This is a genomic window from Nocardioides sp. zg-1228 (genome assembly GCF_017086465.1).
Classification (GTDB): Bacteria; Actinomycetota; Actinomycetes; order Propionibacteriales; family Nocardioidaceae; genus Nocardioides.
Genome location: NZ_CP070961.1, coordinates 495,488 through 518,671, shown reverse-complemented (window position 1 = coordinate 518,671; position 23,184 = coordinate 495,488). Strand labels below are relative to the sequence as shown.

The following is a 23,184-nucleotide window of genomic DNA, read 5'->3' as shown; positions in this document are numbered from 1 at the left end:
CGTTTCAGTCCCGTGAGGGGTACCGATCTACTGCGATCACGGCGAGCGTACGCCCGTGGATCCAGCGGCGGAACGGCCAGCACGCGTGACGAGTGCCACGGAAATGGCTACCCGTGAGTAGGTCTCAGGCGCGCAGGTGCAGCTTGGCGTGGTCGGGGTCGTCGACGACGAACGGGCGCGGCGCGCGCGGGAGCCACTCGTGGGTGACGTGGTCGACCACGTGGATCCCCGCCGGCGCCTCGATCCGCACGACGCCCTCGGGCACGCGGCCCTCGTGCAGGGCGTTCCAGACCAGCCACTCACGGCGCTTGCGGCGATTGCGGATGGAGGTGGCGAACGACTCGGGGTCGGTCCAGTGGGCGAACTCGTCGCCGTCGAGCCACTTGAGCTCGACGCACAGCCCCTGCGGCAGCGCGAACGACTCGATGCGGTCGGGCGTCGTGCGGATCTCCCACTCCGGGGCCTTGGTGTAGACGTAGTCGGGGCTCATCGGGAAGCCCCACTCCTCGATGTTGCGCAGGCCGAGGTCGAGGTAGGCCACCTGGTCGGACTCGATGTAGAGCCCGTGCCGCGGCACGCGGATGACCGCCTCGGCCGTGCCCACCTGCCACGACAGGTCGGCCATCGAGACCTCGCCCTCGGTGGTGAGCACCATGTCGCCGTCCCACTTCCAGGAGTAGCGGGTGCGCACGTGGGAGAAGCACCAGTTGTAGAAGTAGGCCAGCGAGTGCACCGAGCGCTCGTTGACGGAGAGGTGCTCGGCTCCGGCCCGCGCGACCTGGAAGGGGTAGTGCTCCAGGGTGAAGCGGTCGGCGAGCCCGTGCTCGGCCGCGACGCGCAGCGCCTCCTCGCCGGTGCCGTCGTCGGACCCGTTGTCCACCAGCAGCACGTGGTCGCAGGCCCGCAGCAGCGGCGGCAGCACGAAGCGGAGGCCGGGCGCCTCGTTCTTGACGCGCAGCACCGCGGTCGCGCCGGGCCGCAGCCCGCCCGGCCGGTTCCACGGCCAGACGAGGTCGAAGTCGGTGTGGCCCTCGAGGTTGGTCAGGCCGTGCCCGGAGCCGATCGGGACGGTCACTGCTCGTCCCGGGTGCGCCCGAGCGCCCGGCGCACCCCGCGACGCACCGACGGCGGGATCGCGGCGCGTACGTCGTGCGGCACGCGGTCGGCGAGCGAGCGCGACCCGCCCGCCTCGGCGGCCTCGTGCAGCGCCCGGCGGCGGGCCTGGATGCGGGCGTGCTCGGCGGTGGAGCGGCTGATGGCCGCGGACTCCTCGTAGAGGTCGACGTAGGCGGCGCGCAGCTGATCGAAGGTGGCGTGCGCGTCGGCGGTGTCGCCGCCCTCGTCGGCCAGCTTGTTGAGCTCCTCCCACGTCTGCCCGGTCAGCTCGTGCAGGCGCCGGGGCAGCGCGAGGTCGTCGAGCGTGGCGGTGACCCGGCGCAGGGTGGGGTCGATGAAGCGGTGCACCTCGCGGATCTGGTCGCTGCGGGTGTGGATGATCGTCTGCAGGTCGAGGGCGTGGCCGAGCGCCGTCGTGGTGCGCACCCAGTCGCTGAGCAGGTCCTCGTAGCGCACGAACACGCGGCCGCCGTCGCCCTCGGCCGGACGGGTGGCGCGCTCGGTGTGCAGCAGCATGTTGACCCAGCTGGCGGCCAGGTGCGCCGAGCCGAGCTTGTTGGCGTAGTACTTCTGCTTGGAGCCGACCACCTCGGCGGGCGGGCGCAGCATGGTGGCGAAGACCGGCGTGGCTCCGGTGCGGATCGCGGCGACGCGCCACAGGCCGAGGAACCAGCTCAGCCGCGGGTCCTTGACGACCAGCTCGGGGTGGTGCTCGAAGTGCGGCTCGAGCCACTCGGTGACCCGGATCCGCGCGGGCTCGCGGCTGCAGATGCGCCCGGTGTCGAACCACGCCTCGGGCCGGCTGTCGCTGACCTGCACCAGCGACTCGCGCAGCCACTCGTCGTGCACGTCGACGACCCACTGCGGCTCGCTGAAGCCGCGCGGGTTGGAGTCGTCGGGCGGCACCTCGGGCAGCGGCACGTGCATGCCCAGCCGGGACACGATGCCGGCCAGCGTGCTGGTGCCGCTGCGGCCGGCGCCCGCGACGAAGAGGACCTTGCGCGGCACACCGTCGGGGTTCATCTCGTCGATCGCTCTGGGCTGCTCGGTCACGGCGGGCAGCCTACCGGCGAGGGGCGATGTCCTAGGGTCCGGCCGTATGAGGCTCTTCTCCCGCGCTCCCCTGCTCGGCGTGGTGGTCCCGGCGTGGGGCGTGGAGGACTACCTCGACGACTGCGTCCGCTCCCTGCTCGCCCAGACGCACACGCGCTGGGAGGCGGTGGTCGTCGACGACGGCGCGACCGACCGCACGGGCGAGATCGCCGACGAGTGGGCCCGCCGCGACCGGCGCATCACCGTCGTGCACTCGGCCAACGGCGGCCTGGGCGCCGCCCGCAACCTCGGCGTGCAGCACGTCCGCGGCGACTTCCTCGCCTTCCTCGACTCCGACGACGTGCTGCCGCCCACGGCGTACGCCGACCTGCTCGGCGCGCTCGCCGGGTCGGGCTCGGACTTCGCGACCGGCTCGATCGTGCGCTGGGAGGACGACGCCCTGGTCGAGCCGCCGTGGATGCGCCGGCTGCACCGGCCGCTGCGCGGCGCCCGGATCGAGGAGCGGCCCGAGATCCTCGGCGACGTCTTCGCCTGGAACAAGGTCTGGCGCCGCTCCTTCTGGGACGCAGCCGGCCTGTCGTGGCCCGAGGGCACGCGCTACGAGGACCAGCCGACCACCACCCGCTCGTTCCTCGACGGCAGCTTCGACGTGCTGGACGAGGTGGTCTACCGCTGGCGGATCCGCGAGGGGTCGATCACCCAGACGCGGGCGGCGTCGCTGCAGGACCTCGCCGACCGGTGGGAGACCAAGCGGATGTCGCTGGCCTCGGTGCGCGCCCACGGCTCGCCGGAGGTCGAGGCGGTCTTCGTCGACCGGGTGCTGGCCGGCGACCTGTGGCGCTACTTCCTGCTCGTGCCCGGGTGCACCCCGGAGTGGTGGCGGCTGCTGCGCTCCGGCGTGCTGGAGCTGTGGGGGCGCCGGTCGCTGGTGCACAGCGGCCTGCCGCCCGTGCACCGGCTGGCCGGCTGGCTCGTCGAGCAGGACCGCCGCGCCGACGTCACGGCCCTCATGGAGTGGGTCGCGCGGCTCGACGGTCCCGCCCCGCGCGTGCAGGACGTCGCAACGGGCGCGTGGCGGCTGTCGGTGCCGCACTCGGTGCTCGACGAGACCACCGTGCCGCCCGAGGCGCTCGCGCTGCGACCGCACGAGGTCTGAGCACCGGGGCGTCGGTCCACGCGTTCGACCGGGACGCTCACCTGCACATCGGCGCGGGCCCAGGCAGTCGCACAGCAGATCCGTGCGCCGCACGGCCACCGCGCCCGGCGACTAGCCTGCACCGGATGATCGACCATGACGAGGCGGTCCGCCTCTACGGCCCCTGGCGAGCCCGGTCCCCCCAGGACGCAGCCGAGCTGTTGGAGGGGTACACCGGCCGCTGGTGGATCGCGGGCGGGTGGGCCATCGAGGTGTTCACGGGCGTCCCGCGCCCCCACGGCGATCTGGACCCCAGCATCCCGCGCGCCGACGTCGCTGCGCTGAAGCGGCACCTGACGGGGCGACTGGACGTCTGGCAGGCGGCGAAGGGCGCGTTGCGACCGATGCTGACCCCGACCGATCCGTTGATGGAGTCCTGCGGGAACCTGTGGCTGCGCCCCGACGGCGCGTCGCCGTGGGAGTACGACGTCATCCTCATGGACGCGAGCTCGACGACGTGGACCTACAAGCGCGACGCCCGCATCACTCTCCCGTTCGACGACATCCTGTGGGTGCGTGACGGCATCTCGTACCTGAGGCCCGAGATCCAGCTGCTGCACAAGGCTCCGGGCCTGCGCGCCAAGGACCAGGCCGACTTCGATGCCTGCCGAGACCTGCTGGAGCCGGAGCGCCGCGCATGGCTGAGGAGCGCTCTGGCGATCGCGCACCCCGGCCATCCGTGGTTGAGCACCCTGTAGCCAGTCCTGCAACCCGCAGGAGGGTCAGATCAGGCCCTCGGACTCCAGGAACTCCTTGGCCACGTCGTCCGGCTGCTCGCGGTCGACCTGGACGCTGACCAGCAGCTCGCCGAGGGTGTCGTTGTCGAGCGCGGCCATCAGGTCGTCGAGCGCGCCCTCGACATCGGGGTTGTCGGCCAGGAACTCCGTCGACACCGCCGGGACGAGGTTCTGCGCGGGCTGGATGCCCAAGTCGTCCTCGAGCAGCAGCAGGCCCTGCTCCTCCAAGGTGCCGTCGAGGGTGCTGGTCTGGCCGAGCTGCGCCTCCCCGTCGAGCACCGCCTGGAACGTCTCGGTGGAGGCGTAGCCGAGCGGCTCGAGGGTGATGTCGATGCCGTAGGTGTCGACGAGGCCCTTCTCGCAGTCGGTGCGGCCCTTGCAGTCGGGCGCGGCGGCCAGGGTCACCGCCTCGCCCTCGAGGTCGGAGAGCTTGGTGACGCCCTGGTCGTCGGAGAACTCCTGGCTGGCGAAGTAGCCGTTGGCCGAGAACGCCTCCGACGGCTCGAGCAGGGTGATGCCCTTGTCCTCGAGCAGCGTGGCGCCCGCGTCGATCGTCTCCTGCGCGTCGCTCGTCGACAGCGGCTTGGCGTCGGGGCCGTTGGCGTCGGTGTTGAGCTGGTCGACGATGCCGGCGACGTACTCCGGGGCGATCTGGACGGAGTCGGGCATCTCGTTGAGGTAGACCGGGCGGGTGTCGACCAGGCGGGTCTCGACGTCGTAGCCCTGCGACTCGAGCACCTGCTGGTACATCGCGGTCACGAGCGCGGCCTCGTCGAAGCTCTGGCTGCCGATCACGACGGACGTGCCCTCGCCCCCGCCGGAGCCCGAGGTCGGCGCGTCGTCCTCCGCGGCGAGGTCGTCGCCGGCGCACCCGACGAGGAGAGCGGTCAGGGCAAGAGCGGTCACCGCCAGCAGCGGACGTCGTGCGTGCATGTCGTTCTACCTTCTGTGTCCCGTGGCCGAGAGCCACGCGTGTCCGGTCGTGCGAGCGGGTCGGCTCAGCTCCCGGTGGGAGCCTCTGTCACCGTAGTCGAGGCCACCGACGGGGCGTCATCACGATTGGGTGACGAGGCGCGCGACATCGGGTCGGCGGCACGCTGGACGCCGGCCGCGGCGAGCTCGAGCAGGAGGGCGACGAGCGCGACCACCACCGCGCCCGCCATGCCCTGGGCGTAGTCGTTGCGCGCGAACCCCTCGGTGATGATGCGTCCCAGCCCGGGGCCGGCGACCAGCGCCGCGATCGTGGCCGTGGCCCACACCTGGACGAGTGCGAGCCGCACGCCGGAGGCCACCACCGGCAGCGCCAGCGGCAGCTCGACGCGCCAGAAGCGCTGCAGGCGCGACATGCCCATGCCGTCGGCCGCCTCCTGCACGTCGGAGGGCACCTCGCGCATCCCGACGTAGCCGTTGGTGATGAGGGGCGGGAGGGCGAAGAGCACGAGCGCGATGAGGGTGGCGAGCCCGGCCCGGCCGTAGGGGCCGAAGTCGGCGGAGCCGGGCCAGTCGGCGGCGACCAGGAGGGCGAGGAGCGCGAACGTCGGCACGGCGCGCCCCACGTTGGAGATGTTGACGGCGAGGAAGCCGCCCTTGCCGAGGTGGCCGAGCCACAGGGCGAGGGGCAGGCCGAGCAGCATGGCGGCGACGAGGGCCGTGGCGGTGAGCAGCAGCTGCTCGAGCAGGCGGGCGACGAGGCCGCCCGAGCCGGTCCAGCTCGCGGGGTCGAGGAGGTAGTGCCAGGTGTCGGCGAAGAGCTCCATCAGCGGGCCCCCGCCGTCCACGGCGTCAGCACGCGCTGCACCACGACGAGCACCGCGTCGAGCACGACGGCCAGCACGACGCACAGCACCGCGGCGGTCAACAGCTCGGCGCGGAAGTCGCGCTGCACGCCGTGGGAGATCAGGTCGCCGAGCCCGCCGTAGGACACCAGCGTGCCGACCGTGGTGAGCGCGACCGTCGACACGGCCGCCACCCGCAGGCCGGCCATCACCACCGGCAGGGCGAGGGGCATCTCGATGCGGGTGAGCATCCGCGCCCGCCCGTAGCCCAGTCCCGTGGCCGCCTCCCGCACGTCGTCGGGCACCGAGCGCAGCCCGTCGAGGAGGGCCCGGACCAAGATGGTGAGCGCGTAGAGCCCGAGCCCGATCACGACCGTGGCCGCCGAGAGCCCGGTGAACGGCACCAGCAGCGGCAGCAGCGCGAGCGAGGGCACGGTGTAGACGCCGGTGCTGACGCCCAGCACCAGCGACTCCAGGCGGGGCAGCCGCCGGGCGAGCAGCGCCAGCGGCACGGCGATGGCGATGCCGAGGGCGAGCGCGGCGAGGGTGATGGCGACGTGCTCGACCAGCGCGTCGGTGATCTGGGCGTGACGGTCCTCGACGTACTGCCAGCAGAACCACTCGTTGACGAAGCGGCTGTAACAGCTCGGCCCCGAGTCGGCCGCGGCCAGTATGGTCACCGCATGGACGCTACACGGGGCGGCGAGTCGATGATCCGGCTCGAAGGCGTGGGCAAGACCTACCCCGACGGCACCGTGGCCGTCCACGAGCTCGACCTCGACGTGGCCCGCGGCGAGATGGTCTGCCTGGTCGGGCCGTCGGGCTGCGGCAAGTCCACGACGCTCAAGATGATCAACCGGCTGATCGAGCCCACCACCGGCCGCATCTGGCTCGACGGCCGCGACGTCACCGACGCCGACCCCGTCCAGCTGCGCCGCGGCATCGGCTACGTCATCCAGCAGATCGGCCTGTTCCCCCACCAGCGCATCGAGCAGAACGTGATGACGGTGCCGCTGCTCTACGGCGAGTCCAGGGCGACCGCCCGCGAGCGCGCCCACGAGCTCCTCGCCACCGTCGGCCTCGACCCCGAGCAGTACGCCCGCCGCTACCCCCACGAGCTGTCCGGCGGCCAGCGCCAGCGCGTCGGCGTCGCCCGCGCGCTCGCCGCCGACCCGCCCGTGCTGCTGATGGACGAGCCGTTCGGCGCCGTCGACCCCGTGGTGCGCGGCCGCCTGCAGGACGAGTTCCGGCGGCTCCAGGCCGAGCTGGGCAAGACGGTCGTGCTGGTGACCCACGCCATCGACGAGGCGATCCGGATGGGCGACCGGGTGGCCGTCTTCGCCGCGGGCGGCCGGCTCGCCCAGTACGCCACCCCCGGCGAGCTGCTCGCCCACCCGGCCGACGAGCAGGTGGCCGACTTCGTGGGCGCCGGCGGCATCCGCACCCTCACCGTGACCCGGCTGACCGTCGAGCACCTCGAGCCGATCCACGGGGTCGCGACCGGCGACCTCGGCTCGGCCATCGACCTCGACTCCTCGCTCGAGGAGGCGCTCGCCGCGATGCTGCGCGACGACAAGCCGATGATCGGCGTGCGGCGCGGCGCGACGTTCGTCGGGGTGCTCACCCCGGCCGGGGTGCACCGGGCGTTGCGCCAGTCGCTGCGCGGCCCGTCGAGCTGACCGCGCTCAGCCGGTCGTCGAGGTCGTCACGGTCCGGTGCCACGACTCCGTGACGTAGGACGTGGCCCAGCCCATCGACGTGTAGAGGCCGTCGGCGCCGGTGGGCGAGTCGGCGTCGACCTCCAGGCCGACGCGGTCGCGGCCGCGTGACGCGGCGTCGGCGATGATCGTGCGGAGCAGGCCCGTGGCCACGCCGCGCCCGCGCGCCGACTCGAGCACGCCGAGGTAGGCGACGTAGGACCCGTCGGGGCCGGTGTCGGACTCGCTCACCGAGCCCACCAGGGCGCCGGCGGCCTCGGTGCGGCCCGCCTCGTCGGTGATCTCGGCCAGCCACCAGTGGTCCCAGCGGTGGCCGGGGTCCTCGCGGAGGCGGTGGATGAACTCGTCGAAGGTCTCCTCCGTCGAGTTGAAGTGGTCGGTGAAGGCCCCTTCCAGCACGTCGTGCACCGCGCGCAGGTCGGCCTCGTCGGGCATGCCGCCGGAGTCCGGGCCGCCCTGGCGCTCGACCAGGCGGAAGACCACGCCCTTGCGCTCCCAGCGTGCCGGGTCGGGCACCAGCTCGGCCTCGGCCGGCTCCACCGGGCGGCTCATCTGCCACCAGGTGCGGACGCGCTCGAACCCGGCCGCGGCGAGCCAGGCGTGCTGGCGCTCGTCGTCGGCGAAGGCGCCCGTGTCGATCTGCTGCTCCGGCACGCCGCGGGCCGCCCCGACCGCCTCCGCCTGGGTCTGCGCCCACGCGAACAGCACGTCGCTGCAGCGCGCGGCGACGCGCTCGTCGAGGTCGCGGGCGACGATGTGCACGAAGAGCATCCGCCCCGACGCGCGGTCGTGGACGCTCCCCCAGGCCTGGATCCGGCCGTCGGGGTCGCGCAGCACGACGTTCTCGCGCATCGCCAGGCCGCGGTCGGAGACCTCGACCCGCACGGCGTCCTCGCCGGAGCTCGCCCACCCGCGGCCGGCGCGCTCGTGCTCACGCAGCAGCTCGACGAGCCGCTCGATCGTGGCCGGGTCGTCGCCGTCGGGACTCTCGGCCTGCCAGCCCGCCGCGAGCCCGGGGTCGTCGGGCAGCGCGTCGGCGGGGTCGCTCTCGAACCGGTTGTCCTCGGGGATCACGAGGACCCATTCTTCCGTACGCCGCCGCGGCGGCGTCGGCTGCCTCAGGCGCTGCGGTGGTCGCGGCGCGCCGCGGCCGCGCGGAGCACGTCGAGCTCGGCGCGGAGCACGTCGATCTCGGCCTCGAGCTCGGCCACGAGCACGATCGCCTCGGCAGCCCGGCCCTCGGCGTCGTCGCGACCGCGCTCGGCGTCGTCGCGGCCACGCTCGGCGGCGTCGGCGCGACGGGCCTCCTGGCCGCGCTTGAGCGTCTGCTCGGCGGCGTTCTTCTGCGCGCTCGACAGGGCGCGCTCGAGGACGTCGATCGCCTCCTCGCGCTCGTCGATCTTGCGCCGCATGTCGGCGGCGAAGGCGACGGACTCCGCTGTGCGCCGCTCGGTGAGCTCGCGGTACTGCTGGGCCTGCACGGCGCTGTCGCGGGCGGCGTCGCGGCGGGCCTGCATCAGTTCGGTGTGGGTGATCCGGGTGGCGGCCGCGCCGGCGAGCACGGCCACGACGGCAGCCACAGCGGTCAGGGTCGCCGAGGAGGACGCGAGCGCGCCGACCACGAGGACCGCGCCGACGACGAGGAGGGCGACGGCCACGACCAGGCGGGTGCTGCGCTGACGACGGCGAGCAGGCGTCCGCGACACCTGGGACTGCTGGGGCTGCTGGGAAGGCATGGCGCCACCCTAGGGCTGTGACCGGCCGCCGTCTGCGCGACACGCACGCTCGAGGGCGAGCGAGGCCACACTCACGCCGGCCGCCCCGGCCGCAGCGACCAGTGCGCGCAGCATCCAGCCTTGGGCGTACTGCGACTCGTCGCCCAGCCAGCCGACCGTGTAGCCGACGTAGCCGGCGGCGACGAGCGTGCCGGCGAGCGCGCACGCCCGGGCCAGCACGAGCCGGTTGACGGCCTGCTGCGCCTCGAGCCGCTCACCGCGCACGTGCACCGTCTGCCACGTGTGCCAGGCCAGGAACGCCATGATCGCGGCGACCATGACGAGCACCAGGGCCTGCGCCCACGACACCAGCGGCGGCCGCCCGGTCAGCGCCTCGACCAGCGGGTGCATGCCCCACCCGAGCGCCAGGCCCACGACGGCGCACACCGTCAGGGCGCCCGCGGAGGTGGGGCGCAGCGTCCCGCGCGGCTCCGGCGGATCCCCGTCGGGGCCGTCGGGACCCTCGGGACCCTCGGGGCCGGTCACTCGTGGCCCCTGCGGCGTCGTGCGGGGGAGCGCAGCGGAGGAGCAGGACGCCGTGGGGTGATCACTCGTGGCCCCTGCGGCGTCGTGCGGGGGAGCGCAGCGGAGGAGCAGGACGCCGTGGGGTGATCACTCGACCTCGAGCGTGAGGTCCTCGCGCCTCTTCACGCCCGAGGAGTCGGAGGCGTCGAGCAGGTCGGCGATCGGGCCCCGGCCGGGGAAGACCGCGTCGGGCTCGAGGTCGTACCACGGCTGCAGCACGAACGCCCGCTCGTGGGCACGCGGGTGCGGCAGCCGGAGGAAGTCCTCGTTGGAGCGGCGGTCGCCGACCACGATGAGGTCGACGTCGAGGGTGCGCGCAGCGTTGGGGACGTCGCCGCGCTCGCGGCCGAACGCGTCCTCGATCGCCAGCGCCCGCTCCATCAGCCGCGCGGCCGGGAGCGTCGTGTCGGCGAGCAGGACGGCGTTGAGGAACGGACGCGACCCCTCGGGGGCGTCGACCGGCTCGGTCTCGTAGACCGGCGAGACGCCCGTGACGAAGAAGTCGGGGGTGTCGGCGAGGGCGTTGACCGCCCCCTGGAGGGAGGCCAGGCGCTCTCCGAGGTTGGAGCCCAGCGCAACCACCACGCGACGGATCGGGTGCATCTCGCCGGTGAGGGCGTCGGTGTCCACGATGTGGGGGTTGGGGGTCTCAGTCATGAGCGTTGCCTCGCGTTCTGGTGATCGTCAGCGCGACGTCCGAGTACGTCGCGTCGATGGGGGCATCAGGTTTGTGCAGCGTGACTCGCGCCCATTCAACACGAGAGTCCGTCAGGCACACATCGGCGATGCGTTGGCCGACGGTTTCTATCAGGTCGACCGGGTCGCGCTCGACGGCAGCCTTGACGTCGGCGGTCAGCGACCCGTAGTCCACGGTGTCGGCGAGGTCGTCGGAGGCCGCCGCCGGGCGGGTGTCGATGCCCAGCACGAGGTCGACGACGAAGACCTGGCCCTCGCGCCTCTCGAAGTCGAAGACGCCGTGGTGGGCGAAGCACTCGATGCCCCGGACCGACAGCTCATCCGTCATGTGCGACCTCCGTGTGCGATCTCCGTGCGACCTCATCGTGCGACCTCATCGCCTCGACCACCGCGAGCGCGTCGCGGGTGGCTCGTACGTCGTGCACGCGCAGGCACTCGACCCCGCGCACGGCCAGCAGGGCCACCAGCGCGGCGTGGGCGTGCTCGCGCTCGTCGACCGGCCGCGGTCGGCCGTCCTGGGCCAGCAGCGAGCCGAGGAACGACTTGCGGCTGGCGCCGACCAGCAGCGGGCAGCCGAGCTCGTGCAGGCGCTCGAGCGCGGCCAGCAGGTCCCAGTTGTGGTGCGGCTCCTTGGCGAAGCCGAGGCCGGGGTCGAGCAGCACGCGCGAGCGGGGGATGCCGGCGGCCTCGACGGCCTCGAGCCGCTCGGCGAGCTCGCGGCGCACCGACGCCACCACCCCGTCGGGCGCGTAGTCGGTGAAGTCGCGCATCCGGTCGGAGTGGGCGCGCCAGTGCATCGCGACGTAGGAGGCGTCGCTCGCGGCGACGACGTCGAGGATCCGCGGGTCGGCCAGGCCGCCGGACACGTCGTTGACGATCCGCGCGCCGGCGTCGAGGGCGGCCTGGGCCACCTCGGCGCGCATCGTGTCGACCGAGAGCAGGGCACCGGCGTCCGCGAGCTCGCGGATCACGGGCACGACGCGGTCGAGCTCCTCGGCGACCAGCGGCCGGGTGGCGCCGGGGCGGGTCGACTCCCCGCCGATGTCGAGCAGGTCGGCCCCCTGCGCGAGCAGGAGCCGGCCGTGGTCGACCGCGGCCTCGGTGGTCGCCCACCGGCCGCCGTCGGAGAACGAGTCGGGCGTGACGTTGACGATCCCCATCACCCGGGGGACCCGGGCCGTGGGCGGTGCGCCCTGGCTCACCTGGCCCCGGAGTGGATGAGCGCCATCGCCTCGGCGCGGGTGGCCTGGTGGGTGAGGAACGCGCCCCGGACCGCGGAGGTGATGGTGCGTGCGCCGGCCTTCTTGACCCCGCGCATCGTCATGCACAGGTGCTCGGCCTCGATCACCACGATCACGCCGCGGGCCTCGAGGATCTGCATCAGCGAGTCGGCGATCTGGGTGGTCAACCGCTCCTGCACCTGCGGGCGCTTGGCGTAGACGTCGACGAGCCGGGCGAGCTTGGACAGGCCGGTGATCTTGCCCGTCTCGGCCGGGATGTAGCCGACGTGGGCGACCCCGGTGAACGGCACGAGGTGGTGCTCGCACATCGACCACAGCTCGATGTCGCGGACCAGCACCATCTCCTCGTGGCCGAGGTCGAAGGTGGTGGTCAGCACGTCGCCGGCGGTCTGCCGCAGGCCCTGCGTCAGCTCGGCGTAGGCACGCGCCACCCGCGCGGGGGTCTCGCGCAGCCCCTCGCGCCCGGGGTCCTCGCCGATGGCGTGCAGCAGCTCGCGCACGGCCGCCTCGGCGCGCGCGTGGTCGAACTCGGGGACCTCCCCCGGCGCGCGCTCCGGCACGGAGATCGGGTCGGTCACGGCGCGTCCGGGCGCGGCGGCGTGGGGGTGTCGGGGTGGATCTCGGGGATGCCGTGGACGTCACCGCCGGCGCCGGGAGGCGTGAGGATCGCGCCGCCGTCGTCCTCGGGGGCGGCCGTGTCGGCGTGGACGCGGTCGCGGATCGCCTGCGGGATGTCGACCGGAGGGATCGACGACGGCACCCGCTCGGGCGACCCGGTCCAGGCGGGCCGGTTGGGCCGCTTGGTGAGCGCCTCGAAGATCTCGGCGATCTCGGCCTTGTCGAGCGTCTCCTTGTCGAGCAGCGCGAGCACCAGGGAGTCGAGCACGTCGCGGTTGGTCTCGAGGATCTCGAACGCCTCCTGGTGGGCGTGGTTGAGCAGGGTCTTGACCTCCTCGTCGACCGCGGCGGCCGTCTCCTCGGAGTAGTTGCGCGTGTGGCCCATGTCGCGGCCCAGGAACGGCTCGGAGTTGCTGTCGCCCAGCTTGACCGCGCCGAGGCGCTCGGTCATGCCGTACTGGGTCACCATCGCGCGCGCCAGGTTGGTGGCCTTCTCGATGTCGTTGCCGGCACCGGAGGTCACGTCGTGGAAGATCAGCGCCTCCGCGGCCATGCCGCCGAGCATGTAGGCCAGCGAGTCGAGCATCTCGCTGCGCGTCTGGGAGTACTTGTCGCGGTCGGGCAGCACCATCGTGTAGCCCAGCGCGCGACCGCGCGGCAGGATCGTCACCTTGTGCACCGGGTCGGTGCCGGGGAGCGCGGCGGCGACGAGCGCGTGGCCGCCCTCGTGGTAGGCGGTGATGAGCTTCTCGCGCTCGCTCATCAGGCGCGTACGGCGCTGCGGTCCGGCGATCACGCGATCGATCGCCTCGTCGAGCGCCTCGTCGGTGATCATCTTGGCGTTGCTGCGCGCGGTGAGCAGCGCGGCCTCGTTGAGCACGTTGGCCAGGTCGGCACCGGTGAAGCCGGGCGTGCGGCGCGCGACGCTCAGCAGGTCGATGTCCTGCGCGATCGGCTTGCCGCGCGAGTGGACCTTGAGGATCTGGTGACGGCCGTTGAGGTCGGGGGCGTCGACCTGGATCTGCCGGTCGAAGCGGCCCGGGCGCAGCAGCGCGGGGTCGAGCACGTCGGGACGGTTGGTCGCCGCGATGAGGATGACCCCGCCGCGCACGTCGAAGCCGTCCATCTCCACCAGCAGCTGGTTGAGGGTCTGCTCCCGCTCGTCGTGGCCGCCGCCCATGCCGGCACCGCGGTGGCGGCCGACGGCGTCGATCTCGTCGATGAAGACGATGGCGGGCGGGTTCTCCTTGGCCTGCTCGAACAGGTCGCGCACCCGGCTCGCGCCGACGCCGACGAACATCTCGACGAAGTCGGAGCCCGAGATCGAGTAGAACGGGACGCCCGCCTCGCCCGCGACGGCACGGGCGAGCAGGGTCTTGCCGGTGCCGGGCGGGCCGTAGAGCAGCACGCCCTTGGGGATCTTGGCGCCGACGGCCTGGAACTTGGCCGGGTCGGTGAGGAACTCCTTGATCTCGCCGAGCTCCTCGATCGCCTCCTCGCAGCCGGCGACGTCGCCGAAGGTCGTCTTGGGCATGTCCTTGGTGATGAGCTTGGCCTTGGACTTGGCGAACTGCATGACGCCGCGGCCGCCGCCGCCCTGGGCCTGGTTCATCAAGAAGATGAACAGCAAGATGATCAGCGCGAACGGCAGGAGGGTGGCCAGCAGCGAGCCGAGGAAGCTCGGCTGGGGGACGGTCGAGTTGTACTTCTCGATCGTGCCGGCGGCCTTCTGCTCCTGGACGGCCGAGAGGAGCTCCTCCTGCTGGCCGTCGATGTACTGCGCGACGACCTTGTCGCCGTCCTCGCGGGTGCCCTTGTCGAGGGTGGCCTGGATCTCGAAGTCGGCGCCGTTGAACTCGATCTCCTCGACCTTGCCGTCGTCGATGTAGGAGGCGAGGGTCGAGGTGTCGACCTCGTCGTAGCCGTCGCTGGGGGCGAGGAACTGGATCGCCAGGAGCACCGCGAAGGCGGACAGGACGATCCACACCCAGGGACCCTTGAATATGCGCTTCACAGGCAACTTTCAGCTGTTCGGAGGTGGAGGCGGGACGCTACACGCCGCCCGGGACCCCAGTGTCTCAGGCGAGGTGAAGCGGGGCGAGGAGTTCGGGCCCGTTCAGGAGTAGACGTGGGGTGCGAGGGTGCCGATGTCGCGGAGGTTGCGGTAGCGCTCGCGGTAGTCGAGGCCGTAGCCGACGACGAACTCGTTGGGGATGTCCCAGCCGACGTACTTGGGCTCCACGGGCATCGAGAGCGCCTCGGGCTTGCGCAGCAGCGTGGCGATCTCCACGCTCGCGGGGTTGCGGCTCGAGAGGTTGTTGACCAGCCAGCTCAGCGTCAGCCCGGTGTCGATGATCTCGTCGACGATCAGCACGTCGCGTCCGCTGATGTCGGTGTCGAGGTCCTTGAGGATCCGCACCACGCCGCTCGACTTGGTGCCCGAGCCGTAGGAGCTCACCGCCATCCAGTCCATCTCCAGGTGCCGCGGCATCGCCCGGGACAGGTCGGCCATCACCATCACCGCGCCCCGCAGGACGCCCACCATCAGCAGCTCGCGCCCCTCGTAGTCCTCGGTGATCTGGACGGCCATCTCGGCCAGCCGCTGCTGGATCTGCTCCTCGGTGAAGAGGATGTTGACCAGGTCGTGCTCCACGTGGGACGAGTCCATGGCGTCAGCCTAGGGCCACGGCCTCGAGGACCAGCAGCCCGTCGCGCCGCAGCGCACGGACGTGGCCCGGCAGGTCGATCCACTTCTGCCCGCGCCAGTCCACGAGCAGCCGGTCGACGGCGAGGACGTGCTCGCGGGCGAGCTCCGAGGGCGGGCAGCCGGCGTCGAGGGCGGCGCGGTGGACGACGCGGTGGCGGAGCGCGGGCGGCTCGGCGCCCAGGGCCGCGACGTCGAGGCCGCCGTCGCGGCGCGCACGGGCCAGGGACTCCTCGGCGAGGCGGTCGAGGAGAGCGGTGTCCTCGCGGAGCTGGTCGGCGGTGCGGGCGAGCGTCTCGGCGATGCCCGGCCCGAGCTCGTCCTCGAGCACCGGCAGCACCCGCCGGCGCACCCGGACCCGGGTGTAGCCGGGGTCGTCGTTGTGGGGGTCGTCCCACACCTCGATCCCCTCGACCTGGCAGGCGGTGACGGTGTCGGCCCGGCGTACGCCGAGCAGCGGGCGCGCGAACACCCCGAAGGCGGGCCGCATCCCCTGCAGCGAGCGCCCGCCGGAGCCGCGGGCCAGGCCGAGCAGCACCGTCTCGGCCTGGTCGTCGAGGGTGTGGCCGAGCAGCACCAGGCTGGCGCCGAGGTGCTCGGCGACCTGCTCCAGCACGGCGTACCTCGCCTCGCGGGCGGCGGCCTCCGGCCCGAGCCCGGACGCGGTGTCGACGGTGACCCGGGCGGTGAGGGTCTCGTCGACCCCCATCGCGGCGAGCTGCGCGACGACCCGGTCGGCCTGGGCCGCCGAGCCCGGCTGCAGGCCGTGGTCGACGGTCACCCCGACGACGCGCGCGCCCGAGCGGCGGGCCTCGAACACCGTGGCCGAGGCGAGCGCGAGCGAGTCGGCTCCCCCGCTGCACGCGACCGCCACGGTCGCCGTGGCACCGAGAGGCCCGAGGCGGGCGAGGGTGGCGCGGACCGGCAGCCGGACCGCGGCGACCGAGGGGTGCAGCGTCACAGCACGCGGGCGATCCAGGCGTCCGGGTCGGTGATCTCGGCCTTGGACGGCAGGGTCTCGGGGCCGCTCCACACGGCGTTGAAGTCGTCCATGCCGACCTTGTCGACGACGTGGCGCACGAAGACCGCGCCGTCGCGGTACTGGGCCATCTTGGCGTCGAGGCCGAGCAGCCGGCGCAGCAGCCTGTCCATCGAGCCGGCGCCCTTGCGGCGCTGGTTGAACTTGCGGCGGATCTCGGCGACCGACGGGATCACGGTGGGACCGACGCCGTCCATGACCACGTCGGCGTGGCCCTCGAGCAGCGACATGACGCCGGTGACCCGGTCGAGGATCTCCTTCTGCTGGGGCGAGGAGACGAGGTCGAGGACGCTGCCGTCGCCGCTGCGGATCGCCTCGGCGCCGCGGCGCAGCCCGTCGAGCAGCGCGCTCGGCTCGATGGTGTCGGCGACGGCGTGCATCTGGGTCATCAGGTGCTCGCCGAGCCACGGGTTGGCGGTGAACTGGACGCGGTGGGTCTCCTCGTGCAGGCACACCCAGAGCCGGAAGTCGGTCGGGTCGGCGCCGAGCTCGCGCTCGACGTGGACGATGTTGGGTGCCACCAGCAGCAGCCGGCCGTGGGGGTCGTGGAACGGGTCGAACTGGCCCAGCACCTTGCTGCTCAGGAAGCCGAGCATCAGCCCCACCTCGGCGCCGGTCACCCGGGTGCCGACCGAGGCGGTGAACGCCGACGGCGGCCCCTTCTTCTCGACCAGCTTGTCGACGACCGGGCTGAGCAGCTTGGCGAAGCCGTCGGCGTTGGCGCGCAGCCAGCCCGTGCGGTCCACGACGAGGACCGGGGCGGTGCCGGACGTGGTGTGCAGCCCGGTGAAGTCGCGCACGAGCGGGGTGGAGCGGGTCGCGCCCTCGCGCAGCTCGACGACGGCCGCGGCGGCCTCGTCGGGCGACACGTCCGGTCCGGGCCCGGCGACCCGGGATCCCACGGTGACGGCGAAGTCCCAGTCGACGAGGTTCATACCGCGACCCTAGCCGGGCCCCGGTATCCGGCCTGCCGTCCGAGCCGGGGCGACGACAGGCGGACGACCTCAGCCGGCGGGGGTGGAGCAGCGGCAGGCGGCCAGGGCGGCGGCGGCCCGGTCGAGGGCCTCCTGGGCGTCGTAGCGCTCCTCGGGCGGGGACCTGTCGGCCCCGAAGACGAACGCCAGCGGCTGCCCGTCGCGGTCCACGGCGATGCCGGCCAGGGCGTGCACGCCGGTGAGGGTCCCGGTCTTGGCGCGCACCACGCCGAGGCCCGCCTCGGGGCCCTCGGCGAAGCGGTAGGTGAGCGAGCCGGTGAAGCCCGCGACCGGCATGCCGGTGACCAGGCTGCGCATCGCCTCGCCGCCGGGGCCGGCGGCGTGCTGGATGAGGTCGATCAACGTGGCGGTCGAGACCCGGTTGCGGCGCGAGAGGCCGGAGCCGTCGTGCACCTGCGCCCCGGTGACGTCGATCCCGACACCGCGGAGGGTCTCCACGACCCCGGCCGCGCCCGCCTCGAACGACCCGACCCCCGTGGTGGCGAGTCCGACGTGGTGGGCCACGACCTCGGACCCCTCGTTGTCGCTGACGTCGAGGATCCGCTCGGCGACCTGCGACAGGGGGGCGCTCTCGACGGCGGCGAGCTCCTCGGCGCCGGGCGGCGCGACGACGCGCCGCGGCTCGCCGCCCACCCGGAGACCGGCGGCGCGCAGCCCGTCGGCGAACGCCCTGGCCGCGGCCAGCGAGGGGTCGTCGTGACGGCCGTCGCCGTCGGTCTCGCGGCCGCTGTCGACCATGAGCGCGGTGATCGGGCTGACGATGTCGTCGGGGACGTAGTCGCGGCGCCAGGCGGGGTTGTCCGTCGGCCCGGTGAACAGGCTGTCGTCGAAGCGCACCCGCACCCGTCCGCGACCGCCGAGCGCGTCGGCGACCTGCAGGGCGAGCGTCGTGACGTCCGCCCGCGTGGGATAGGTCGACTCGGCCTCGGCCAGCGTGAGCGACGTGCTGGCCAGCAGCGGGTCTCCCCCGCCGACCAGGACGACGTCGCGCGGGCCGGCGCCGCGCACGACGCGGGTGGTGAAGGTGTGGTCGGGGCCGAGCGCCTCGAGGGCGGCCCCCAGGGTGAGGAGCTTGGTGGTCGAGGCGGGCAGGTAGCGCCCGTCACCGGTGGTCCACTCGGGGGAGCCGGGAGCGAGGGGCGCGACCGCGCCGACGACGTGGCGGCCCAGGTCGGGGTCGGCGAGCTCGTCGGCCACGGCGGCGGCGACCTTCCCGGGGAGGATCGCACCCCCCGGGTCGAGGGCGACCGCGCCGACGCCCGGCGGCGCCCAGTCGGGCAGGTCGAGCCCGGCGGGCGGCAGCACCTGCTCGGGCTCGGTCAGCGGGTCGGCGGCGAGCCAGGGCAGGTAGCGCTGGCCCCACTCGAACCGGTAGGCGCCCAGGCCGGCCGCGAGCAGGGCGAGGACCAGCAGCGTGGGCAGCCAGTGCCGGAGGGACGGGCGGCGGCGGGACGGGCCGGCCGAGTGGCGTAGGTCACGTCGCACTCTTTTCGGCCCCTCTCGCTTCGCGCATCGGCCCCATTGTGCGCGACACTGCCCCAGAACCCATGCGTCGGGCCGGGCCCGAGTCACGCGAGGGCCCGAGACGTGCCGAGGAGTGTGGAGGAAGACGTGCTGACGTTCGACGTGGTGGTGGAGATCCCCAAGGGTGAGCGCAACAAGTACGAGGTCGACCACGAGACGGGGCGCATCCGCCTCGACCGCATGCTCTTCACCTCGACGGCCTACCCGGCCGACTACGGCTTCATCGAGCACACCCTCGGCCAGGACGGCGACCCCCTCGACGCGCTCGTGATCCTGCAGCAGCCGACGTTCCCGGGCTGCGTCATCGAGTGCCGCGCGATCGGCATGTTCCGGATGACCGACGAGGCCGGCGGCGACGACAAGGTCCTGTGCGTGCCGAGCCACGACCCGCGCCTGGAGCACCTCCGCGACATCAACCACGTCTCCAAGTACGACCGTCTCGAGATCCAGCACTTCTTCGAGGTCTACAAGGACCTCGAGCCCGGCAAGTCCGTCGAGGGGGCCGACTGGGTCGGCCGCACCGAGGCCGAGGCCGAGGTCCACGCGTCGTTCGAGCGCTTCAAGACCGAGGGCCACGGCAACGACCTCGACAACCTGGCCGACGACAGCCTGGGCGAGGACGCCTGAGCCTCAGGCAGCGCTCGCCCCGCTGATCGCCTCCCTCGGCTCGAGGGCCTCGGCCAGGATGTCGGTGACCCGGCCGACGGGGCGCACGTCGAGCTCGGCGAGCAGCTCGGCCGGCACGTCGTCGAGGTCCGGGCGGTTGCGCTCGGGGACGAACACCGTCGCCAGCCCGGCGCGCTGGGCGGCGAGCAGCTTCTGCTTGACGCCGCCGATCGGCAGCACCCGCCCCGAGAGCGTCACCTCGCCGGTCATGCCGACGTCCGAGCGGACCGGCCGGCCGGTGAGCAGGGAGACGAGGGCGGTCACCATCGTCACGCCGGCCGACGGCCCGTCCTTGGGGATCGCGCCTGCCGGGAAGTGGACGTGGATCGAGCGCTCCAGCGCGGCCGGGTCGATGCCCAGCTCCCCCGCGTGGGCGCGTACCCACGACAGCGCGATGGACGCCGACTCCTTCATCACCTCGCCCAGCTGGCCGGTGACCGTGAGCCCCGCCTGCCCCTCGGCCACGGACGTCTCGACGTAGAGCACGTCGCCGCCCAGGCCGGTGACCGCGAGGCCGGTGGCGACGCCGGGCACGTCGGTGCGCTCGTGGCTGTCGGGCGTGAAGCGCGGGCGCCCGACGAGGTCCTTCAGGGCCGCCTCGTCGACGTCGATCCGCTCGACCTCACCGGTGGCGAGCCGGGTGGCGACCTTGCGGAACGCCTTGGCCAGCAGCCGCTCGAGCTGGCGTACGCCGGCCTCACGGGTGTAGTTGGCGGCGAGCTCGCCGAGCGCGCCCGCGGAGACGGTGACCTCGTCGGGGCGCAGCGCGGCCCGCTCGAGCTGGCGCGGCACCAGGAAGTCGCGCGCGATCGCGACCTTGTCGTCCTCGGTGTAGCCGTCGATGGTGACCAGCTCCATCCGGTCGAGCAGGGCCGAGGGGATCTGCTCCACCACGTTGGCGGTGGCGATGAAGAGCACGTCGGACAGGTCGAGGTCGAGGTCGAGGTAGTGGTCGCGGAACGTGTGGTTCTGCGCCGGGTCGAGCACCTCGAGCAGCGCCGCGGCCGGGTCGCCGCGGTAGTCGGCACCGACCTTGTCGACCTCGTCGAGCAGCACGACCGGGTTCATCGACCCGGCCTCCTTGACCGCCCGGACGATCCGGCCGGGCAGGGCGCCGACGTAGGTGCGGCGGTGGCCGCGGATCTCGGCCTCGTCGCGCACGCCGCCGAGGGCGACGCGCACGAAGCGCCGGCCCAGGGCATGCGCGACCGACTCGCCGAGGGAGGTCTTGCCGACCCCGGGCGGACCGGCGAGCAGCACGACGGCGCCGGAGCCGCGGCCACCCACGACCTGCAGGCCGCGCTCGGCCCGACGCGCGCGCACCGCGAGGTACTCGGTGATGCGGTCCTTGACCTCGTCGAGTCCGTGGTGGTCGGCGTCGAGCACCGCGCGGGCGGCGGCGACGTCGTGGGAGTCCTCGGTGCGCACGTTCCACGGCAGCTCCAGCACCGTGTCGAGCCAGGTGCGGATCCAGCCGGCCTCGGGGGCCTGCTCGCTCGAGCGCTCCAGCTTGTCGACCTCGCGCAGCGCGGCCTCACGGACCGCCTCGGGCAGCTCGGCCGCCTCGACCCGGGCGCGGTAGTCGTCCGAGCCGTCGGGCTCGCCCTCGCCGAGCTCCTTGCGGATCGCAGCGAGCTGCTGGCGCAGCAGGAACTCGCGCTGGTTCCTCTCCAGGCCCTCGCGGACGTCCTGGCTGATCTTGTCGTTGACCTCGTCCTCGGTGTCGTAGGCCCGGGTCCACTCGACGAGCAGGCGCAGCCGCTCGCCCACGTCGGGCGTCTCCAGCACCTGGCGCTTCTGGTCCTCGGAGAGGTAGGGCGCGTAGCCGGAGGTGTCGGCGAGCGCATCGGGGTCGGCGAGGCGGCGCACGGTCTCGATCACCTGCCACGCCTCGCGGCGCTCCAGGATCGAGACGACGAGCGTGCGGTAGTCCTCGGCGAGCGCGAGGACGTCGTCGGTGACAGTGCTGGCGGGGACCTCCTCGGCCTCCACCCACAGCGCGGCGCCGGGTCCGGTGACCCCGGCCCCGATGGCGACGCGGTCCTCGGCGCGGAGCACCGCGGCGGGCCGGCCACCGGCGAACCGGCCGACCCGGTCGACCACGGCGACGACGCCGTGGGTGGCGTAGCGGTCCTCGAGCCGCGGGGCGACGAGCACCCGGGTCGGCTCGCTGTCGGGGTCGGAGTCGTGGGCGAGGCGGGCGGCGTCTATCGCCGCGCTGGCCTGGTCGTCGAGCTCGATGGGCACGACCATGCCGGGAAGCACGACCGTGTCGCGGAGGAACACCACCGGGAGGGCGGCGGGGAGCGAGAGCTTCTGGGTCATGTCCGGTCCAACGCGCGCCTCGACCTCCTCGATACCCCGTGGGGTTTCGCCCACCGCGAACGCGGCTCACCGTCGCAGCGGCACCTCCTCGACGACCCGACCGAGCTTGTCGGGGTTGCGGACGAGGAACAGCTGCGTCACCACGCCGTACTCCACCAGCATCGTGCCGACGCCGTCGCGGTGGCCCGCCACCACGAACTGGATCGCCGGCGAGCCGTTGAGCCACACCGGCTCGAGCTCGAGCGCCTCGGGGGCGACGGCGGTCAGGAAGCGGAAGACCTTGTCGCGCCCGTGGATCGGCTTGAGCGCGGCCTGCACCCGGCCGCCGCCGTCGGTCATCAGCACCACGTCGGGGGCCAGGACGTCCATCAGGCCCTGCAGGTCGCCGGTCTCGGTGGCGGCGCGGAACCGCTCGATCACCGCGTCGCGCTCGGCGGCGCTGACCGAGGCCCGCGGCCGCCGCTCGGCGACGTGGGCGCGGGCCCGGGCCGCGATCTGGCGCACGGCCGGCTCCGACTTCTCGACGGCCTCGGCGATCTCGGCGTAGGGCACCGCGAAGACCTCGCGCAGCACGAAGACGGCCCGCTCCGTGGGCGGGAGGGTCTCCAGGACGAGCAGCATCGCGGTCGACACGCTGTCGGCGAGCTCGACGTCCTGGGCCACGTCGGGCGCAGTCAGCACCGGCTCGGGGAGCCACGGGCCGACGTAGTCCTCGCGGCGCCGGGCCAGGGTGCGCAGCCGGTTGAGCGCGAGCCGGGTGGTCATCCGCACGAGGTAGGCCCGCGGGTCGCGCACCTCGTCGGCGGGCACGCCGGACCACCGCAGCCAGGCCTCCTGCACCACGTCCTCGGCGTCGGCGGCCGAGCCGAGCATCTCGTAGGCGACGGTGAAGAGCAGGCTGCGGTGGGTGACGTAGGGGTCGACGCTCACCCGAGGATCGTCCCAGCCGTCCCGGAGGGCACGGCGAGCGGCAGCTCGCAGACGTCGCTGTAGCCCTGGGAGGCGAGCCCCATAGCGGCGTTGAAGCGCGAGCGCTGGTTCTCCACCGCGACCACCATCGTGAGCTCGACGACGGCGGCGTGGCCGAGGCGCCCGTCTAGGCTCGCCACCATCTCGTCGGTGACCTCCGGCGGCGACGCGGTCATCGCCTCGGCGTACGCCATCACGTCGCGCTCGAGGTCGGTGAAGACCTCCGACTCCCGCCAGCGCGGCACCTCGCGCACCTTCGCCTCGTCGAGCCCGTTGGTGTGCGCCAGGAAGTAGCCGAAGTCGAGGCACCACGAGCAGCCGATCGCACCGGCGCTCGCCATCTCGGCGTAGGTCTTGAGGTGCGGGTCGAGCGCCTTCCACGTCGCGACCTTGCGCTCGAACCCGAAGACCGCCTTGGCGACCGGCTTGTCGTGCCACAGGACGTAGGCGTTGTCGGGGACCTGGCCCCCACATCCGCCGCGCGACGCGGGTCAGGAGTGCGCCGTAGGCACC

Annotated in this window: 24 protein-coding genes; 4 read left to right on the top strand and 20 right to left on the bottom strand. The window is 73.3% G+C overall.

The features are described from left to right. Window positions 1–124 precede the first annotated feature (124 nt). A complete protein-coding gene (locus tag JX575_RS02455; RefSeq protein WP_186340102.1) occupies window positions 125–1,075 on the bottom strand; it encodes a glycosyltransferase in 951 nt (316 codons plus the stop codon). Then, window positions 1,072–2,169, bottom strand: coding sequence for a sulfotransferase family protein (locus tag JX575_RS02450; protein WP_241005305.1), 1,098 nt, complete (start codon window positions 2,167–2,169; stop codon window positions 1,072–1,074). The genes JX575_RS02455 and JX575_RS02450 overlap by 4 nt, the downstream gene beginning before the upstream one ends. 46 nt (window positions 2,170–2,215) lie before the next feature. Between JX575_RS02450 and JX575_RS02445 the strand changes: the two genes are divergently transcribed. Beyond that, on the top strand, window positions 2,216–3,325 hold the full coding sequence (locus tag JX575_RS02445) for a glycosyltransferase family 2 protein (protein ID WP_186340101.1): 1,110 nt from the start codon (window positions 2,216–2,218) through the stop codon (window positions 3,323–3,325). A 125-nt stretch (window positions 3,326–3,450) separates the two neighbouring features. Continuing rightward, window positions 3,451–4,062: a hypothetical protein gene (locus JX575_RS02440; RefSeq protein ID WP_241005304.1), complete on the top strand. Its 612-nt coding sequence runs from the start codon at window positions 3,451–3,453 to the stop codon at window positions 4,060–4,062. A gap of 24 nt (window positions 4,063–4,086) precedes the next feature. Here JX575_RS02440 and JX575_RS02435 read toward each other — a convergent pair whose 3' ends face one another. From JX575_RS02435 to JX575_RS02425, 3 genes are all read right to left on the bottom strand, one after another. Next, window positions 4,087–5,034: a glycine betaine ABC transporter substrate-binding protein gene (locus JX575_RS02435; RefSeq protein WP_186340100.1), complete on the bottom strand. Its 948-nt coding sequence runs from the start codon at window positions 5,032–5,034 to the stop codon at window positions 4,087–4,089. 65 nt (window positions 5,035–5,099) lie between these two features. Continuing rightward, window positions 5,100–5,858, bottom strand: coding sequence for an ABC transporter permease subunit (locus tag JX575_RS02430; RefSeq protein WP_186340099.1), 759 nt, complete (start codon window positions 5,856–5,858; stop codon window positions 5,100–5,102). Further along, window positions 5,858–6,556, bottom strand: a complete 699-nt coding sequence (locus JX575_RS02425) for an ABC transporter permease (RefSeq protein WP_186340098.1) — start codon at window positions 6,554–6,556, stop codon at window positions 5,858–5,860. Before JX575_RS02425 ends, JX575_RS02430 begins: the two co-directional genes overlap by 1 nt. A 30-nt stretch (window positions 6,557–6,586) precedes the next feature. Between JX575_RS02425 and JX575_RS02420 the strand changes: the two genes are divergently transcribed. After that, window positions 6,587–7,555: an ATP-binding cassette domain-containing protein gene (locus JX575_RS02420; protein ID WP_186340412.1), complete on the top strand. Its 969-nt coding sequence runs from the start codon at window positions 6,587–6,589 to the stop codon at window positions 7,553–7,555. A 6-nt stretch (window positions 7,556–7,561) separates the two neighbouring features. Here JX575_RS02420 and JX575_RS02415 read toward each other — a convergent pair whose 3' ends face one another. From JX575_RS02415 to dacB, 12 genes are all read right to left on the bottom strand, one after another. Next, window positions 7,562–8,668, bottom strand: coding sequence for a GNAT family N-acetyltransferase (locus JX575_RS02415; RefSeq protein ID WP_186340097.1), 1,107 nt, complete (start codon window positions 8,666–8,668; stop codon window positions 7,562–7,564). 44 nt (window positions 8,669–8,712) lie between these two features. Beyond that, window positions 8,713–9,330, bottom strand: coding sequence for a hypothetical protein (locus tag JX575_RS02410; protein WP_222129349.1), 618 nt, complete (start codon window positions 9,328–9,330; stop codon window positions 8,713–8,715). A 9-nt stretch (window positions 9,331–9,339) separates the two neighbouring features. After that, window positions 9,340–9,855, bottom strand: coding sequence for a DUF3180 domain-containing protein (locus tag JX575_RS02405; protein WP_186340096.1), 516 nt, complete (start codon window positions 9,853–9,855; stop codon window positions 9,340–9,342). 126 nt (window positions 9,856–9,981) lie between these two features. Then, window positions 9,982–10,551 (bottom strand): 2-amino-4-hydroxy-6-hydroxymethyldihydropteridine diphosphokinase, encoded by a 570-nt coding sequence (folK, locus tag JX575_RS02400; protein WP_186340095.1) that lies wholly within the window; start codon window positions 10,549–10,551, stop codon window positions 9,982–9,984. Continuing rightward, window positions 10,544–10,918 (bottom strand): dihydroneopterin aldolase, encoded by a 375-nt coding sequence (gene folB, locus JX575_RS02395; RefSeq protein ID WP_186340094.1) that lies wholly within the window; start codon window positions 10,916–10,918, stop codon window positions 10,544–10,546. Before folB ends, folK begins: the two co-directional genes overlap by 8 nt. After that, window positions 10,908–11,750, bottom strand: coding sequence for a dihydropteroate synthase (folP, locus tag JX575_RS02390; protein WP_186340410.1), 843 nt, complete (start codon window positions 11,748–11,750; stop codon window positions 10,908–10,910). Before folP ends, folB begins: the two co-directional genes overlap by 11 nt. 38 nt (window positions 11,751–11,788) lie before the next feature. After that, window positions 11,789–12,409 carry a GTP cyclohydrolase I FolE gene (gene folE / locus JX575_RS02385; protein ID WP_186340093.1) on the bottom strand — a complete coding sequence of 207 codons (621 nt, stop codon included), beginning with the start codon at window positions 12,407–12,409 and terminating at the stop codon, window positions 11,789–11,791. Further along, a complete protein-coding gene (ftsH, locus tag JX575_RS02380) occupies window positions 12,406–14,469 on the bottom strand; it encodes an ATP-dependent zinc metalloprotease FtsH (RefSeq protein WP_186340092.1) in 2,064 nt (687 codons plus the stop codon). The genes folE and ftsH overlap by 4 nt, the downstream gene beginning before the upstream one ends. Before the next feature lie 96 nt (window positions 14,470–14,565). Continuing rightward, window positions 14,566–15,117, bottom strand: a complete 552-nt coding sequence (hpt, locus tag JX575_RS02375) for a hypoxanthine phosphoribosyltransferase (protein WP_186340091.1) — start codon at window positions 15,115–15,117, stop codon at window positions 14,566–14,568. Between the two features lie 4 nt (window positions 15,118–15,121). Next, a complete protein-coding gene (tilS, locus tag JX575_RS02370; protein ID WP_186340090.1) occupies window positions 15,122–16,114 on the bottom strand; it encodes a tRNA lysidine(34) synthetase TilS in 993 nt (330 codons plus the stop codon). Continuing rightward, window positions 16,111–17,127 carry a zinc-dependent metalloprotease gene (locus tag JX575_RS02365; RefSeq protein ID WP_186340089.1) on the bottom strand — a complete coding sequence of 339 codons (1,017 nt, stop codon included), beginning with the start codon at window positions 17,125–17,127 and terminating at the stop codon, window positions 16,111–16,113. The genes tilS and JX575_RS02365 overlap by 4 nt, the downstream gene beginning before the upstream one ends. Before the next feature lie 69 nt (window positions 17,128–17,196). Continuing rightward, window positions 17,197–18,672, bottom strand: coding sequence for a D-alanyl-D-alanine carboxypeptidase/D-alanyl-D-alanine-endopeptidase (dacB, locus tag JX575_RS02360; protein WP_186340088.1), 1,476 nt, complete (start codon window positions 18,670–18,672; stop codon window positions 17,197–17,199). A gap of 129 nt (window positions 18,673–18,801) precedes the next feature. Here dacB and JX575_RS02355 point away from each other — a divergent pair, with 129 nt between their 5' ends. Continuing rightward, window positions 18,802–19,338, top strand: coding sequence for an inorganic diphosphatase (locus JX575_RS02355; RefSeq protein WP_186340409.1), 537 nt, complete (start codon window positions 18,802–18,804; stop codon window positions 19,336–19,338). 3 nt (window positions 19,339–19,341) lie between these two features. Here the strand turns inward: JX575_RS02355 and lon are convergent, their stop codons facing one another. From lon to JX575_RS02340, 3 genes are all read right to left on the bottom strand, one after another. Next, on the bottom strand, window positions 19,342–21,702 hold the full coding sequence (lon, locus tag JX575_RS02350) for an endopeptidase La (RefSeq protein ID WP_186340087.1): 2,361 nt from the start codon (window positions 21,700–21,702) through the stop codon (window positions 19,342–19,344). Between the two features lie 66 nt (window positions 21,703–21,768). Further along, complete coding sequence (locus tag JX575_RS02345) at window positions 21,769–22,632, bottom strand: RNA polymerase sigma-70 factor (RefSeq protein WP_206054490.1); 864 nt, start codon at window positions 22,630–22,632, stop codon at window positions 21,769–21,771. Further along, window positions 22,629–23,111 carry a carboxymuconolactone decarboxylase family protein gene (locus JX575_RS02340; RefSeq protein WP_241005413.1) on the bottom strand — a complete coding sequence of 161 codons (483 nt, stop codon included), beginning with the start codon at window positions 23,109–23,111 and terminating at the stop codon, window positions 22,629–22,631. Before JX575_RS02340 ends, JX575_RS02345 begins: the two co-directional genes overlap by 4 nt. Window positions 23,112–23,184: the final 73 nt, after the last annotated feature.